Here is a 14,823-nt window from a genome sequence, read left to right as displayed (position 1 = left end):
GGCCGCGCTTTGCGATCGGCGCGGGAGCTACTTGCGGCGGACGGTGCGCTGCACCCCGCGCATCTTGCCGGCGTTGGGCAGCGGGCCCTTGGGCATGACGGCGGCCCCGGCCCGCGACCCCAGGGCGGCCAGCCGCGACTCCAGGGTGTCCATCTGCTTGACGGTGATGTTGGCCGGCAGCCGGGTCAGGTGGCGCTCCAGCTTGGCCAGCGGCACCTCGTCTTCGCCGTTGCCGACGATGATGTCGTAGATCGGCACGTCGCCGATCAGCCGGGCGGTGCGCTTTTTCTCCTGCGCCAGCAGCGGCCGCACCCGGGTCGGCGAGCCCTCGCCGACCAGGATCACGCCCGGCCGGCCGATGACGCGGTGCACGGCGTCGAAGTGGCCGGTCGCCGCCACCCCGGGGGTCACCCGCCACTTGCCGCGCAGATTGTCCAAAGCCCATGCCGCCGCGCCGGTTTGGCCCTCGGCCTTGCGGTACACCGATTTCTGCGCGCGGCGCCCGAACACGATGAAGGCGACCAGCGCGCCCAGCACCACGCCGAACGGGATCAAGGTGATCATGGTCAGCCCGCCGGCCCAGACGCCCACAGCCACCGACACGCCCACGACCAGCAGGAAGGCGCCGATCATGTAGGGCAGCAGGCGCTTGTCCTCCTGGCGCTGGATGTTGAACGCCTGCCACAACTGGGCGCGGCGCTCGCGCGCGGCGGCCTTGCGGGCGGCCTGCGCCTGCGCGCGGGCCGCCTTGTTGTCGGCGGCAGAGCGGGATTTAGCCATAGTCAAAGAATACGTAGCGCCGTGGCGGCTAGGCGCGGGCGCGGGCGGCCTGCCGGTAGAGCCGCCCAGCGCGGTACGACGAGCGCACCAGCGGCCCGGCCAGCACCCCGGAGAAGCCCAGCTCTTCGGCATGCCGCGCGAACTCGACGAATTCCTCCGGCTTCACCCAGCGCTCGACCGGGTGGTGGCGGGCCGACGGGCGCAGGTACTGGGTGATGGTGATGATGTCGCAGCCGGCGCCGCGCAGGTCGGCCAGCGCGGTGCGCACCTCGTCGGGGGTTTCGCCCAGGCCGAGGATGAGGTTGCTCTTGGTGACCAGCCCGGCCTCGCGGGCCGCGGTCAGCACGTCCAGGCTGCGCCGGTAGGTGAAGGCCGGGCGGATCCGTTTGAAGATCCGCGGCACCGTTTCGACGTTGTGCGCCAACACTTCCGGGCGCGACCCGAACACCTCGGCGAGCCGGTCGGGCCGGCCGTTGAAGTCGGGGATCAACAGCTCGACACCGGTCGACGGGTTGAGCTCCTTGATGGCGCGCACCGTCTCGGCGTACAGCCAGGCGCCGCCGTCGGGCAGGTCGTCGCGGGCCACCCCGGTGACCGTGGCGTAGCGCAGCCCCATCGTGCGCACGCTGTCGGCCACCCGGCGGGGCTCGTCGCGGTCCAGCTCGGCGGGCTTGCCGGTGTCGATCTGGCAGAAGTCGCAGCGACGGGTGCACTGGTCGCCGCCGATCAGGAAGGTGGCCTCGCGGTCCTCCCAGCATTCGAAGATGTTGGGGCAGCCGGCCTCTTCGCAGACCGTGTGCAGCCCCTCGCGCCGGACCAGGCTCTTGAGCTCGGTGTATTCCGGCCCCATCCGGGCCCGCACCCGGATCCACGGCGGTTTGCGCTCGATCGGGGTGTCGGCGTTGCGCACTTCCAGGCGCAGCAGTTTGCGTCCCTCGGGTGCGACAGTCACATCGCCGATGCTACGCGGGCGCCGGGTGAGTGCTCACGCACCGGCAGCACCCCGTCCAGGGCGTCGCAGACGAGGTCGGCGACCGACGTCACGACGTCGTCGACCGCGACCGGGCGGCGCAGTTCGGCCGTCAGCGACGTCACCCCGGCGTCGCTGATGCCGCACGGCACAATGGCGCTGAAGGCACCCAGGTCGCAGTCGCAGTTCAGCGCGAATCCGTGCAGGGTGGTGGCGCGGGACACCCGCACCCCGATGGCGGCCACCTTGCGGTCGGGCCGGCCGGCGTCGCCCGGCACCCACACCCCGGAGCGGCCCGGCACGCGGACCGTGTCCAGGCCCAGATCGGCGCACACCTTGATCAGCGCCTCCTCCAGCCGTCGCACGTAGTCGACCACGTCCAGCGGTTCGGCTAGGCCGATGATCGGATAGCCGACCAACTGGCCGGGCCCGTGCCAGGTGATCTTGCCGCCCCGGTCGGTGTCGACCACGGGCGTGCCGTCCAGCGGCCGCTCGTGCGGTTCGGTGCGCCGGCCCGCGGTGTACACCGCCGGGTGTTGCAGCAACAGCAACGTGTCGGGGCCGCCGGCGACCCGGGCGTCGGCCAGGTCGCGCTGCTGCTGCCAGGCCGCGCGGTAGTCGACGGTGCCGAGCCGGCGGACATCGATCAGGGCGCGGCTGGACCGGATGGAATCGATCACGTTCGCGACGGTACTCGGCCCGGCCCGGTCGGGCCCAATCCGGGCGGGGTCAGTCGTGGGCGGGCCGGGCGGTGGCGTAGCCCAGCGCCTCGCCAATGGTGTTGTGGTGGAACACGAATCCGGTGCGCTCCAGCGCGGCGGGGATGGCGCGCTGGCCGGTCAGCAGGCCCTCGTCGGCGAACTCCCCGAGCGCGGCGCGGACGGCGAAACCGGGCAGCATCAACGGGGTCGGGCGGTTGACCGCCCGCCCGAACGCGGTGGTGAATTCGGCGTTGGTGACCGGGGCCGGCCCGGTCATGTTCACCGGGCCGGACAGCGCGGGCTCGAAGATCGCGAACAGCAGGGCCCGCACCTCGTCTTCCAGCGTGATCCACGACATGTACTGCCGCCCACTGCCCAGCCGGGCGCCCAGGCCGGTGCGGAACAGGGGCCGCAGCCGGCCCAGCGCGCCACCGGCGGGGGAGAACACCAGGCCGGTGCGGGCCAGCACCACCCGGGCGCCGCCGTACTGCGCCGGCAGCGTGGCCGCCTCCCAGTCCTGGCACAGCTGGGCCAGGAAACCGGTTCCGGCGCGGTCGTTTTCGTCGACCACGCGGTCCTTGGTGTTGCCGTAGAAGCCCACCGCGCTGGCGTTGACCAGGGTCGCCACCCCGGCGTCGGCGACGGCGTGCGCGAGGACCTCGGTGGGGGTGATGCGGCTGTCGCGCAGGCTCTGTTTGAAGGCCCCCGACCATCGCCGCTTGCCGATGTTCACCCCGCACAGGTTGACGACGGCGTCGACGCCGCGCAGCGCGTCGGGATCCAGATCGCCGCTCTCGGGATTCCAGGACAGCTCGTCGCCGTTCGCCGGTGCCCGGCGCACGATGCGCAGCACCCGATGGTCGTCGGCGCGCAGGGCCGCCGCCAGCGCCGAGCCGATCAGGCCGGACGAACCCGCAATGGCGATGACGGCCTTTTGCCCAGCGCGAGCCAACGTTCGACCGCCCTTCTCACAGCCCGAGGTCGGCCTCGAATGCTCCCTCTTCGAGCCGGTGCTTGATGGTGGTCAGGAAGCGGCCGGCGTCGGCGCCGTCGATCAGCCGGTGGTCGTAGGTCAGCGGCAGGTAGCAGACGGAGCGCACGCCGATCGACTCGTTGCCGAACTCGTCGACGATCACCCGCGGCCGCTTGACGATCGCCCCGGTGCCCAGCATGGCGGCCTGCGGCGGGACCAGGATCGGGGTGTCGAACAGCGCGCCCTGGCTGCCGATGTTGGTGATCGTGAAGGTGCCGCCGGACAGCTCGTCGGGCTTGAGGTTGCCCGACCGGGCGCGCGCGGCGATGTCGGCGATCGCCCGGGCCAGCCCGGCCAGCGACAGGTCGCCGGCGTTGTGCACGACGGGGGACAGCAGCCCCTGTTCGGTGTCGACCGCGAAGCCGAGGTGCTCGGCGTCGTAGTAGGTGATCTCCTTGGTTTCCTCGTTGTAACTGGCGTTGATGTTGGGGTGGATCTTCAGCGCGTCGATCACCGCGCGGGCGATGAACGGCAGGAACGTCAGGTTCACCCCCTCGCGCTCGGCGAACGCCGCCTTGGCCCGGGCCCGCAATCCGACCAGCCTGGTCATGTCGACCTCATGGGTCTGGGTGAGTTGGGCTGTGGCAAGCAGGGATTCGCGCGTCTTGGCCGCGGTGATCTGACGGATCCGGCTGGCCTTCTGGGTGGTGCCGCGCAGGTGCGCCAGCGCCGGCGCCGGCGTCGGCGCGGCGGGCTTGCGGGCCTCGGCGGCCGCGGGGGCCGGTGCGGCCGACGGCTGGGCGGCGGCCTGTTGTTGCCGCTGCTTCTGCTCGGCGGCGGCCAGGACGTCTTGCTTGCGGATGCGACCACCCACGCCGGTGCCGGTGATCGACGACAGGTCGATGTTGTTCTCGGCGGCCAGCTTTCGCACCAGCGGTGTCACGTAGGGGGTGCCCTCGCCGCCGGCGGCCGGCTGGGCTTGAGCCGGTTGGGCTTGAGCCGGTTGGGCTTTCGGCTCGGGCGCCGGCTGGGCTTGTGGCTGTGGCTGTGGCTGGGGCGCGGGCTGCGCCTGGGGTTGGGGTGCCGGTTCGGGTTTCGGTTCGGGCTTGGGGGCCGGCGGGGGTTGGGGCGCAGCGGGGGCGGGCGCCTGGGCGCCGGTGCCGATGCGGGCCAGCTCGCCGCCGACCGGCACGGTGCTGTCCTCCTCGGCCGTGATGCTGATCAGCACGCCGGCCACCGGCGACGGGATCTCGGTGTCGACCTTGTCGGTGGACACCTCGACCAGCGCGTCGTCGACCTGGACCGAATCCCCGACCTTCTTGAGCCAGCGGGTCACGGTGCCCTCGGTCACCGACTCGCCCAGCTCGGGCATCAACACCGGGGTGGCGGCGCCGCCACCGGACTCCTGCGGCGCCGGCTGGGCCGGCGCCTGCGGCTGGGCCGGGGCCTCGGGCTGGGCCTGGGCCTGGGGCTCGGGCTGGGCCGGTGCTTGCGGCTGGCTCGGCTGGCTGGGGGCCTGCGCCCCGCCGCCGGCGGCGGCGTCGTCGGCCGCGTCGCCGATCACGGCCAGTTCGCCGCCCACCTCCACGGTGTCGTCTTCCTGGGCGATGATCTTGGTCAGCACACCCGCGGCAGGCGACGGGATCTCGGTGTCGACCTTGTCGGTGGACACCTCGACCAGCGGCTCGTCGAGTTCGACCGTGTCCCCTTCCTGCTTGAGCCAGCGGGTGACCGTCCCCTCGGTGACGCTCTCACCGAGTGCCGGCATCTGGACGGAGAAGGCCATCTCTTCTGACTCCTCGATCGCTCGTGGGTCGGGGCGGGTCGATCAGCTCGCTCGCGGAAGGCGAAGTCGCAATCCAAAACTATCCTGTCACTGCGCCCGCGCCGGCACACATCCAGGGCAGATCCGGCTCGCGGCTCGGGTGACCCCGGTCACGCTTGCTACCGTGTGGCCACCGCGGCCCCAGCGCCGCGGCCCACAGCGGGAGCCAGACCGGGGAGGTCCGATGCCGGCACCACAACACTCGCCCCAGCATTTCGTGCACAGCGCCGACGGCACCCGCATCGCGGTCTACGACGAGGGCAACCCCGAGGGCCCGACCGTCGTGCTGGTGCACGGCTTTCCCGACTCGCACGTGCTGTGGGACGGGGTCGTTCCGCTGCTGGCCGAGCGGTTCCGGATCCTGCGCTACGACAACCGCGGGGTCGGTGCGTCGTCGGCGCCCAAGCCGGTGTCGGCCTACCGCATGGACCGCTTCGCCGACGACTTCGCCGCGGTGATCGGCGAACTCAGCCCGGGCGGGCCCGTACACGTGCTGGCCCACGACTGGGGCTCGGTCGGGGTGTGGCACTACCTCAAGCGTCCCGGCGCCAACGACCGGGTCGCCACCTTCACCTCGGTGTCCGGGCCCAGCCAGGACCAGCTGGTCGACTACATCTTCAGCGGACTGCGGGCGCCCTGGCGGCCGCGCGCGTTCGCCCGCGCGCTCGGCCAGGCGTTGCGGCTGAGCTACATGATCCTGCTGTCCATCCCGGTGCTCGCGCCGTTGGCCCTGCGGCTCACCCTGTCGATCCCGGCGCTGCGGCGCAACGCCGTCGACAACATTCCCATCGAGCAGATCCACCACTCCGACCGCCTGGCCGCCGACGCGGCACGCTCGGTGAAAACCTATCCCGCCAACTACTTTCGCTCGTTTGCCATCCGCAAACAGGGTGTGGCCGTCATCGACGTGCCGGTGCAGCTGATCGTCAACACCGAGGACCGGTACGTGCGGCCGTACGGCTACGACCACACGCCGCGGTTCGTGCCGCGGCTGTGGCGTCGCGACATCCGGGCCGGACACTTCTCGCCGATGTCGCATCCGCAGGTGATGGCCGCGGCGGTGCACGACTTCGCCGATATGGCCGAGGGCAAGCCGGCCAGCCGCGCGCTGCTGCGCGCGCAGGTGGGGCGTCCCCGCAAGGCGTTCGGCGACACCCTGGTGTCGGTCACCGGCGCCGGCAGCGGCATCGGCCGGGCGACCGCGTTCGCCTTCGCCCGCGAAGGCGCCGAGCTGATCGTCAGCGATATCGACGAGGCGGCCGTCAAGGCCACCGCCGCCGAGATCGCCGGCCGCGGCGGCGTCGCGCACGCCTACGTGCTCGACGTGTCCGACGCGCAGGCGGTGGAGGAGTTCGCCGAGCGGGTCAGCGCCGCGCACGGCGTGCCCGACATCGTCGTCAACAACGCCGGCATCGGGCAGGCGGGCGGATTCCTGGACACCCCCGCCGAGGAGTTCGACCGGGTGCTCGCGGTCAACCTGGGCGGGGTGGTCAACGGCTGCCGGTCGTTCGCGCGGCGAATGGTGCAGCGCGGCACCGGCGGTCACCTCGTCAACGTATCGTCGATGGCCGCCTACGCCCCGCTGCAGTCGCTGAGCGCCTACTGCACGTCCAAGGCGGCGACCTTCATGTTCTCCGACTGCCTGCGCGCCGAACTCGACGCCGCCGGGGTGGGACTGACCACCATCTGCCCGGGCCTGATCGACACCAACATCATCAACACCACCAGATTCGACGCGCCGGCGGGCGCCCGGGCCGAACGGGTCGACGACCGGCGCGGGCAGCTGGGAAAGATGTTCGCGCTGCGCCACTACGGGCCCGACAAGGTGGCCGACGCCATCCTGTCGTCGGTGCAGAAGAAGAAGCCGATCCGCCCGGTGGCGCCGGAAGCCTATGCGCTGTACGGCCTTTCGCGGGTGATGCCGCAGGGGTTGCGCAATGCCGCGCGGCTGCGGGTGATCTGAGGCTAAACGTCCGAGGCTAACGTCTGAGGCGAAGCGTCCTTTGGTTAAGCGCCGGTGGCCGCGCCGCGGCGCCCGGTCAGTAGCGTCGCGCCGATCGCGATGATGCCCAGCACCGCCAGCGGTATCGTCCACGCGCGCCGGCCGCCCACCGAGGACTGGCACTGCGCCACATAGTCGGTGTGCGGGACGATCTGGTTGAGGATCGGAACGTTGGCCACGCTGTTGTCGTTGGCGTTGCGGGCCGCGGAAAGATCCGTCACGACCGCGTTCCCGCATCCGATGGAGTGGCCGTTGCCGTCGGAAACCGACACCGGCGCCAGCAGCCCGATGACTCCGGCCAGCAACAGCACGGCGCCCACACCGATGATCAGCCGTCGCACCGTCATGGTTTCGCCTTTCTCGTCGGGCCCTGTCCGGGCCGAGCGATAGCAGATTAACCGCCGCGTGCCCCCGGTAAACCCGACCCGGGCGGCGAGTAACCCACCGAATCGCGGGTATCCGCGGCCCAAACCAAAGACGTGAAGGGGTGGGCCGGTGATTACTGCCACGCGCGAGGTCGCCGCGCCGTGTGAGCGGGTCTGGGAGGTAATTGCCCAGGGCTGGACCTACACGCAATGGGTGGTGGGCAACAGCCGCACCCGCGCGGTGGATGCGGACTGGCCGAATCCCGGCGCCTCGATCCGGCATTCCGTCGGGGTGTGGCCGCTCGTCATCAACGACGCGACGGTGGTGGAGCGCTCCGACCCCCCACACGAGCTGGTGCTGCGCGCCCACCTGGGACCCCTGGGCGCCGCGCGAATCACCTTGCGGCTGCACGCAACCCGGGTGGGATGCCGGGTGGAGATGATCGAAGTGCCGGCCCGCGGATCGGTACGGCTGATCCCGAATCAGCTTGCGCTGCTGGCGGTTTACCCCCGAAACCAGGAGTGCCTGCTGCGGCTGGCGGCGCTGGCCGAACGGCAGGAGCCGAATCAGGTGACCTAGCTCATGGCCTCCGACGCGGTGGCCATGTCGTGCTGACGAAGTAGTTCGCGAGCTTTCCTCGGCCGCCGAGCGTCACGCCAGCGTGGCGCCCGGCGGGCCGAGCCACGCCAGCGTGACGCTCGACGGGCGCGGCGGAATGACGCTCGACAGGCGCGGCGGAATGACGCTCGACGGGCGCGGCGGAATCACGCTGGGGCGCTTAGCCGTTCGCGGCGATGTCTTCGAGCACCGCGAACATGGTGCGCGTCGGCACCCCGGTGGCGCCCTTGGGCGAATAACCCCACGGGCTGCCGGTGTTGTAGGCCGGGCCGGCCACGTCGATGTGCGCCCAGCCCACCCCGTCGGCGACGAACTCGCGCAGGAACACGCCGGCCACCAGCATGCCGGCGAAGCGCTGCCCGCTGATGTTCGACAGGTCGGCCACCGTGGACTTCAGGTCCTCCTTGAGCTCGTCGGGCAGCGGCATCGGCCAGCCGTTCTCACCGACCCGCTGCGAGATCGCCGCGACCCGGTCGCGGAACTCGTCGCTGCCCATCACGCCGGGGATCCGGGCGCCCAGCGCGACGGTCTGCGCGCCGGTCAGCGTGGAGGTCTCGATCAGGTAGTCCGGGTTGTCCTCGCAGGCCCGCACGATGGCGTCGGCCAGGATCAGCCGGCCCTCGGCGTCGGTGTTCTGCACCTCGACGGTGGTGCCGCCGTACTGCGTCAGCACGTCGCCGGGCCGCTGCGCGGTGCCCGACGGCATGTTCTCCGCCATCGGCACGGTGGCGATCACGTCGATCGGCAGCTGCAGCCGCGCGGCCAGCGCCACGGTGGCGATGACGGCGGCGGCCCCGCCCATGTCCGAGGTCATGTGATGCATCGAGGCCGCCGGCTTGATCGAGATGCCGCCGGTGTCGAAGGTGACACCCTTGCCGACTAGCGCCACTTTTTTCGCCTGCTTGGATTTCTTGGCCAGCCGCGAACCGCGGTGGATCAGCCGCACCAGCCGCGGCGGGCGCGACGAACCCTGGCCGACGCCCAGAATCCCTCCGTAGCCGCCCTTTTGCAGCGCCTTCTCGTCGATCACCTCCACCTCGAGGCCGACGGACTCACCCAAAGCCCTTGCCCGCTTGGCGAATTCGTCGGGAAACAGGTGGCTGGGCGGGGTGTTGACCAGATCGCGGGCGGTGGCGACCGCGGTCGCGACGGCCGCACCGTGCGCGACCTCCTGCTTGGCGTCCTTGGCGGTGGCCAGCACCGTGATCTTTTGCAGCCCTTTGTCTTTCGGGGCGGTCTTGGCGCTGCGGAATTCGGTGAACCGGTAGCTGCCCAGGATCAGGCCCTCGACGGCGGCCGAGGCCACGCCCTCGCCGGGCAGCGCCGCCAGCGTGGTGAACACCGTCTCGGTGTTGGACAGCGACCGCGCGGCCACCCCCGCGGCACGGCGGACGGTGTCGGCCGGCCACTCGGATCGCGGCTTGCCCAGGCCGACGGTCAGCACGCTGGACACCGGCAGCGATCCCACCACCAGCCGGTGCAGTTGTTCGGCGCCGCCGGTGGCCGCCAGCGCCCGCAGGCCGGATTCGATCTCGGCGACCGCGTCGGAGGACAGGAACGACCCGGCCGGCGCGACGACGGCGCCCGGCTTGTCGTCGTCGCCGGTGGAGACGACGGGCACGATCAGCACGGTGGACGCGGCGGCGCGGCGGGGCAGCGAGGAGGCGACGTTGACGACGGGGGAGGCGTAACCGGGTTCTGTGCTCATCCGCATCACCCTAACGGTCCGCCGGTCGCGGCTGGCTAGGGTGAGAAGTCGTGAGCAACGAAGCCGACCTGCTGCACGGACCGCTGGAAGACCGCCACCGCGACCTGGGCGCCAGTTTCGCCGAGTTCGGGGGTTGGCTGATGCCGGTGTCGTATGCGGGCACCGTCAGCGAGCACAACGCCACGCGCAACGCCGTCGGCCTGTTCGACGTCAGCCATCTGGGCAAGGCGCTGGTCCGCGGGACGGGCGCGGCGCGGTTCGTCAACTCGGCGCTCACCAACGACCTGAACCGGATCGGGCCGGGCAAGGCGCAATACACGTTGTGCTGCAACGAATCCGGGGGAGTCATCGACGACCTGATCGCCTACTACGTCGACGACGACGAGATCTTTTTGGTGCCCAACGCCGCCAACACCGCCGCCGTGGTCGAGGCGCTGCAGGGCGCCGCCTCGGCCGGGGTGACCGTCAGTAACCTGCATCGCTCGTATGCCGTGCTGGCCGTGCAGGGGCCGCGCTCGGCCGACGTGCTCGCCGAGCTGGGGCTGCCGAGCGACATGGATTACATGGCCTACGCCGACACCTCCTTCCGGCAGGTGCCGGTGCGCGTCTGCCGCACCGGCTACACCGGCGAGCACGGCTACGAGCTGCTGCCGCCGTGGGAGTCCGCCGGCGTGGTGTTCGACGCCCTGGCCGCGGCGGTGTCGCAGGCCGGCGGCCAACCGGCCGGCCTGGGTGCCCGCGACACGCTGCGCACCGAGATGGGTTACCCGCTGCACGGCCATGAGCTGTCACCGGACATTTCGCCGCTACAGGCCCGATGCGGCTGGGCGATCGGCTGGAAAAAGGAGGCGTTCTTCGGCCGCGACGCGCTGCTGGCCGAGAAGGAGGCCGGGCCGCGACGGCTGCTGCGCGGGCTGCGGATGGTGGGCCGCGGCGTGCTGCGGGCCGGGCTGACGGTACTCGTCGGTGACACGCCGGTCGGGGTGACCACCTCGGGCACGTTCTCCCCGACGCTGCAGGCCGGGATCGCGCTGGCGCTGATCGACACCGACGCCGACGTGCGGGACGGTCAGAAAGTCACCGTCGACGTCCGCGGCCGCGCCGCCACGTGCGAGGTGGTGCGGCCCCCGTTCGTCGCGGTGAAAACCCGGTAGCGGCGCGGTCGCGCGGGCAAAATCGGATCGGACGCCCGGATATACAATCAGCGGATGACCAGTGGCTCCCTCGAGTTCACGGTTTCGCGCTCGACACGTCCGGCGACCGACGCCGAACGCGAAACCATCCTGGCCGAGCCGGGTTTCGGCAAATACTTCACCGACCACATGGTGTCGATCGAGTACGACGAGACCGAGGCCGGACGGGGCTGGCATGACGCGCGCGTCATCCCGTACGGCCCGATCGAGCTGGACCCGTCGGCGATCGTGTTGCACTACGCGCAGGAGATCTTCGAAGGGCTCAAGGCCTACCGCTGGGCGGACGGCTCCATCGTGTCGTTTCGCGCCCAGGCCAACGCCGCCCGGTTGCGGTCCTCGGCGCGGCGGCTGGCGATTCCCGAGCTGCCCGAGGAGCTGTTCCTGGAATCGCTGCGCCAGCTGATCGCCGTCGACAACGCCTGGGTACCGGCCGCCGGCGGCGAAGAGGCGCTGTATCTGCGGCCGTTCGTCATCGCCACCGAGCCCGGGCTCGGGGTGCGGCCCTCCAAGCAATACCGCTACCTGCTGATCGCCTCCCCGGCCGGCGCCTACTTCAAGGGCGGCATCAGTCCGGTCACCGTCTGGGTGTCGACGGAGTACGTGCGGGCCAGCCCGGGCGGCACCGGTGCGGCCAAGTTCGGCGGCAACTACGCGGCCTCGCTGTCCGCGCAGGCCGAGGCCGCGGCCAACGGCTGCGACCAGGTGGTGTGGCTGGACGCCGTCGAGCGGCGCTTCGTCGAGGAGATGGGCGGGATGAACATCTTCTTCGTGTTCGGCAGCGGCGGCTCGGCGCGGCTGGTCACCCCCGAGCTGTCCGGCTCGCTGCTGCCCGGTATCACGCGAGACTCGTTGCTGCAGTTGGCAATTGACGCCGGCTTCGCCGTCGAGGAACGCAAGATCGACATCGACGAGTGGCAGAAGAAGGCCGCCGCCGGTGAGATCACCGAGGTGTTCGCCTGCGGCACCGCCGCCGTCATCACGCCGGTGTCGCAAGTCAAGTACGGCGAGACGGAGTTCACCATCGCCGACGGCCAGCCCGGCGAAGTGACGATGGCATTGCGCGACACGCTCACCGGGATTCAGCGGGGCACCTTCGCCGACACCCACGGCTGGATGACCCGGCTCGGCTGATTTGCGGGCTCGCGCCCCGCGGGCGCCGGCTGCCCGCGACTGTCGGCGCCCCGCCCGCGACTGTCGGCTCGCCCGCGACTGTCGGCTCGCCCGCGAGCGTGAAGTTAGTTTCACGCTGGGCTCCGACCGTGAAGCTAGTTTCACGCTCGGCGGGTTGCTGAGCCGCCGAGCCGGCACGGCCGGCCGGCCGAGCCGAGCCGGCGCGGGCTAGACGCGCACCAGGGCCGCGAGCGCTACCGCGCTCACCGTCGCGGTCAGCTCGATCGCCGCGCCCAGCACGTCACCGCTGATGCCGCCGAAGCGGCGCACGCAATGCCGCACCAGCACCCCGCCGCAGCCCAGGCCCAGCAGCACCGCGACCGGTCCGTGCCACGGCCGCGGCCCGGCCACCAGCGACATGCCGAGAAGCACCGCGACCCAGGCCGCCGCCACCGCCGCCGGCTGACTGCCGGCGACGGCGGCGCCCAGCGAGCTGCCGGCGGCCGCCGGCACCGTCCGACGGCAGGCCAGCACCGCGGCGACCCGGCCGGCGAACACCGCCACGGCCACCCCGACCGGAACCGGCCGCCCCGCCGCGAGCGCGGAGAACGCCAGCGCCTGCGCGATCACCACCACGACGACGGCGGCCACGCCGAACGGTCCGGTCGAGCCGTCCCGCATCACCGCCCGCGCGCGGTCCGGGGGGCCGTAGCAGCCCAGGCCATCGGCCGTGTCGGCGACGCCGTCGATGTGCAGGCCGCGGGTGATCAACAGCAGCGCGGCCACGGCGAGCAGCCCGCCCAGCGGGCTGGACCGGCCGAACACCACCGCGCCGCCCCACGCCACGGCGGCGGCCAGCGCCCCCAGCGCGAGGCCCACCACCGGCAGCGCCGTCATGGCGCCGCGGCCCATCGGCCCGCGGCCGCCGGCCGGCATGGGCAGCACCGTGCCGAACGCGAAAGCCGTTGCCAGCGAACGCATCACGGGTGAGTCGACGGGTCGGACACGCCGGCCTGGGCGAAGGTCGCCATCGACGACAGGGCCGCCACCGCGGCCCGCACGATGGGCAGCGCCAGCGCGGCGCCGGTGCCCTCACCGAGCCGCATGCGCAGGTCGAGAATCGGCTCCAGATCCAGCGCGGTCAGCGCCAGCGCATGACCCGGCTCGGTGGAGCGGTGCCCGGCCTGCCACCACAGCCGGGCGCCCGGCGCCAGGTGCTCGGCGACCAGCGCGGCCGCCGTCACCGCCATGCCGTCGAGCAGCAGCGGGGTGCGCCGCACCGCGGCCTGCGCGCAAAAACCCGCCAGCGCAGCCAGATCCGCGCCTCCGGCGCAGCGCAGCAGCGCGACCGGGTCGGGCAATACCCGTCGCGCCCGAAAGAGCGCGTCGCGCACCGCGGCCGTCTTCCGCGCCCACCCGGCGTCGTCGATGCCGGTGCCAAACCCCACCGCCACGACCGGCTCGACGTTGGTCAGCGCCGCCACCAATACCGCTGCGGCCGTGGTGTTTCCGATCCCCATGTCGCCGGCGATCAGCAGGTCCGCGCCGGCGTCGACCTCCTCGTCGGCGATGGCCGCACCCGCGGACAGCGCCCGCTCGGTCTCCTCAGCGGTCAACGCGTCCTGCACCGTGATGTCGCCGCTACCGCGGCGGACCTTGTTCGCGCCGATCCGATCGTCGGGCGGGTCTGCGTCCACCGCCAGGTCCGCCACGCGCACGCTCGCCCCGGCGACGCCGGCCAGCGCGTTGATCGCGGCGCCGCCCGCGTCGAAGTTGGCGACCATCTGGGCCGTCACCTCCGGCGGGTAGGCCGAGACGCCGCACCGGGCGACGCCGTGATCACCGGCGAACACCACCACCCGGGCCCGCTCGAACTGCCGCGGCGGGCACTGCCCCTGGCAGGCCGCGATCCACACCGACAGATCCTCCAGCCGGCCTAGCGCGCCGCGCGGTTTGGTCAGGGTGTCCTGCCGCGCCCGGGCGGCGGCGGCCGCGCCCGGGTCGGGCGGCGAGACGGTCGCGAATTCCATCAGACCCCCGGCGTTTTGATCGGCACCGGCTGGCCGGCCACCACCAGCACCACCCGGTCGCACAGCCGCGCGAGGCGCTGGTTGAGGCTGCCCAGCTCGTCGGCGAACCGGCGCGCGGACGCGGTGGCCGGCACCACAGTCAGCCCCACCTCCGGGCTGACCAGCACCAGCGCGGCGGCGAACTCGGCGACCGCGGCCAGCAGGTCGTCGACCGGGGCGGTCACCGAGCCGCCCTGCCATCCGTCGTGCCGGTCCAGCATGCCGGTCAGCCAGCCGCCCAGGTCGTCGACCAGGGTGGGGACCTGCGGACAGCGGCGCAATTCGGTTGCGATGTCGTCGGTTTCGATCGTCGACCAGTGCGCGGGGCGCCGGTCGCGATGCTCGGCGACCCGGTGCGCCCAGGCCGCATCGTGCACGCCGGGCGGCCCGGGCGCCAGGTAACGAACCCGCCGGCCGGCCGGCAGCCCGTCGGCGACGGCTTCCTCCGCCCACTGCGACTTGCCTGACCTGATCCCGCCGAGCACCAAAGTGCGCACCGGTGTCAGCC

Annotated in this window: 14 protein-coding genes; 4 read left to right on the top strand and 10 right to left on the bottom strand. The window is 72.1% G+C overall.

Annotated elements, in window-relative coordinates; all coding sequences use genetic code 11:
- Positions 1-27 precede the first annotated feature (27 nt).
- From H7I87_RS13025 to sucB, 5 genes are read right to left on the bottom strand one after another with little or no spacing between them, the layout of a single operon-like run.
- Positions 28-780 (bottom strand): DUF4191 domain-containing protein, encoded by a 753-nt coding sequence (locus H7I87_RS13025; protein ID WP_009976486.1) that lies wholly within the window; start codon positions 778-780, stop codon positions 28-30.
- 28 nt (positions 781-808) lie between these two features.
- Positions 809-1,732, bottom strand: coding sequence for a lipoyl synthase (lipA, locus tag H7I87_RS13020; protein WP_011724695.1), 924 nt, complete (start codon positions 1,730-1,732; stop codon positions 809-811).
- The gene (gene lipB, locus H7I87_RS13015; protein ID WP_011724696.1) at positions 1,729-2,430 is read right to left on the bottom strand and encodes a lipoyl(octanoyl) transferase LipB; all 702 of its coding nucleotides are present in this window, start codon (positions 2,428-2,430) and stop codon (positions 1,729-1,731) included. Before lipB ends, lipA begins: the two co-directional genes overlap by 4 nt.
- A gap of 49 nt (positions 2,431-2,479) precedes the next feature.
- Positions 2,480-3,403, bottom strand: a complete 924-nt coding sequence (locus H7I87_RS13010) for a TIGR01777 family oxidoreductase (protein ID WP_003872327.1) — start codon at positions 3,401-3,403, stop codon at positions 2,480-2,482.
- A 16-nt stretch (positions 3,404-3,419) separates the two neighbouring features.
- Complete coding sequence (gene sucB / locus H7I87_RS13005) at positions 3,420-5,210, bottom strand: 2-oxoglutarate dehydrogenase, E2 component, dihydrolipoamide succinyltransferase (RefSeq protein ID WP_011724697.1); 1,791 nt, start codon at positions 5,208-5,210, stop codon at positions 3,420-3,422.
- A 223-nt stretch (positions 5,211-5,433) separates the two neighbouring features.
- Between sucB and H7I87_RS13000 the strand changes: the two genes are divergently transcribed.
- Positions 5,434-7,212: an SDR family oxidoreductase gene (locus H7I87_RS13000; protein WP_011724699.1), complete on the top strand. Its 1,779-nt coding sequence runs from the start codon at positions 5,434-5,436 to the stop codon at positions 7,210-7,212.
- Between the two features lie 44 nt (positions 7,213-7,256).
- On the opposite strand, the gene H7I87_RS12995 is transcribed toward H7I87_RS13000, so the two are convergent.
- A complete protein-coding gene (locus H7I87_RS12995) occupies positions 7,257-7,598 on the bottom strand; it encodes a hypothetical protein (RefSeq protein WP_003878156.1) in 342 nt (113 codons plus the stop codon).
- Positions 7,599-7,746: 148 nt separating this feature from the next.
- On the opposite strand from H7I87_RS12995, the gene H7I87_RS12990 reads away from it, so the two are divergent.
- Positions 7,747-8,196 carry an SRPBCC family protein gene (locus tag H7I87_RS12990; RefSeq protein WP_011724700.1) on the top strand — a complete coding sequence of 150 codons (450 nt, stop codon included), beginning with the start codon at positions 7,747-7,749 and terminating at the stop codon, positions 8,194-8,196.
- Positions 8,197-8,395: 199 nt separating this feature from the next.
- On the opposite strand, the gene H7I87_RS12985 is transcribed toward H7I87_RS12990, so the two are convergent.
- Positions 8,396-9,943, bottom strand: a complete 1,548-nt coding sequence (locus tag H7I87_RS12985) for a leucyl aminopeptidase (RefSeq protein WP_024637207.1) — start codon at positions 9,941-9,943, stop codon at positions 8,396-8,398.
- Positions 9,944-9,993: 50 nt separating this feature from the next.
- Here H7I87_RS12985 and gcvT point away from each other — a divergent pair, with 50 nt between their 5' ends.
- Positions 9,994-11,097 (top strand): glycine cleavage system aminomethyltransferase GcvT, encoded by a 1,104-nt coding sequence (gene gcvT, locus H7I87_RS12980; protein ID WP_063966980.1) that lies wholly within the window; start codon positions 9,994-9,996, stop codon positions 11,095-11,097.
- Between the two features lie 54 nt (positions 11,098-11,151).
- Positions 11,152-12,267 (top strand): branched-chain amino acid aminotransferase, encoded by a 1,116-nt coding sequence (locus tag H7I87_RS12975; protein ID WP_011724704.1) that lies wholly within the window; start codon positions 11,152-11,154, stop codon positions 12,265-12,267.
- 207 nt (positions 12,268-12,474) lie between these two features.
- Here H7I87_RS12975 and H7I87_RS12970 read toward each other — a convergent pair whose 3' ends face one another.
- The 3 genes from H7I87_RS12970 to H7I87_RS12960 are packed head-to-tail and all read right to left on the bottom strand — an operon-like array spanning position 12,475 to position 14,812.
- Positions 12,475-13,230 carry an adenosylcobinamide-GDP ribazoletransferase gene (locus H7I87_RS12970; protein WP_033713318.1) on the bottom strand — a complete coding sequence of 252 codons (756 nt, stop codon included), beginning with the start codon at positions 13,228-13,230 and terminating at the stop codon, positions 12,475-12,477.
- On the bottom strand, positions 13,227-14,279 hold the full coding sequence (gene cobT / locus H7I87_RS12965) for a nicotinate-nucleotide--dimethylbenzimidazole phosphoribosyltransferase (protein ID WP_179868808.1): 1,053 nt from the start codon (positions 14,277-14,279) through the stop codon (positions 13,227-13,229). Before cobT ends, H7I87_RS12970 begins: the two co-directional genes overlap by 4 nt.
- Positions 14,276-14,812, bottom strand: coding sequence for a bifunctional adenosylcobinamide kinase/adenosylcobinamide-phosphate guanylyltransferase (locus H7I87_RS12960; protein ID WP_011724706.1), 537 nt, complete (start codon positions 14,810-14,812; stop codon positions 14,276-14,278). The genes cobT and H7I87_RS12960 overlap by 4 nt, the downstream gene beginning before the upstream one ends.
- Positions 14,813-14,823: the final 11 nt, after the last annotated feature.

This window comes from Mycobacterium timonense, assembly GCF_025821985.1.
Taxonomy (GTDB): Bacteria; Actinomycetota; Actinomycetes; order Mycobacteriales; family Mycobacteriaceae; genus Mycobacterium; species Mycobacterium avium.
The sequence above is the reverse complement of the archived record's forward strand: the minus strand, read 5'-3'. Positions and strand labels throughout refer to the sequence as shown.

Coding starts and splice junctions, on each gene's coding strand:
- H7I87_RS13000 (WP_011724699.1), top strand. CDS start 5,434: ATGCCGGCACCACAACACTCGCCCCAGCATTTCGTGCACAGCGCCGAC.
- H7I87_RS13025 (WP_009976486.1), bottom strand. CDS start 780: ATGGCTAAATCCCGCTCTGCCGCCGACAACAAGGCGGCCCGCGCGCAG.
- sucB (WP_011724697.1), bottom strand. CDS start 5,210: ATGGCCTTCTCCGTCCAGATGCCGGCACTCGGTGAGAGCGTCACCGAG.
- H7I87_RS12995 (WP_003878156.1), bottom strand. CDS start 7,598: ATGACGGTGCGACGGCTGATCATCGGTGTGGGCGCCGTGCTGTTGCTG.
- H7I87_RS12985 (WP_024637207.1), bottom strand. CDS start 9,943: ATGAGCACAGAACCCGGTTACGCCTCCCCCGTCGTCAACGTCGCCTCC.
- H7I87_RS12975 (WP_011724704.1), top strand. CDS start 11,152: ATGACCAGTGGCTCCCTCGAGTTCACGGTTTCGCGCTCGACACGTCCG.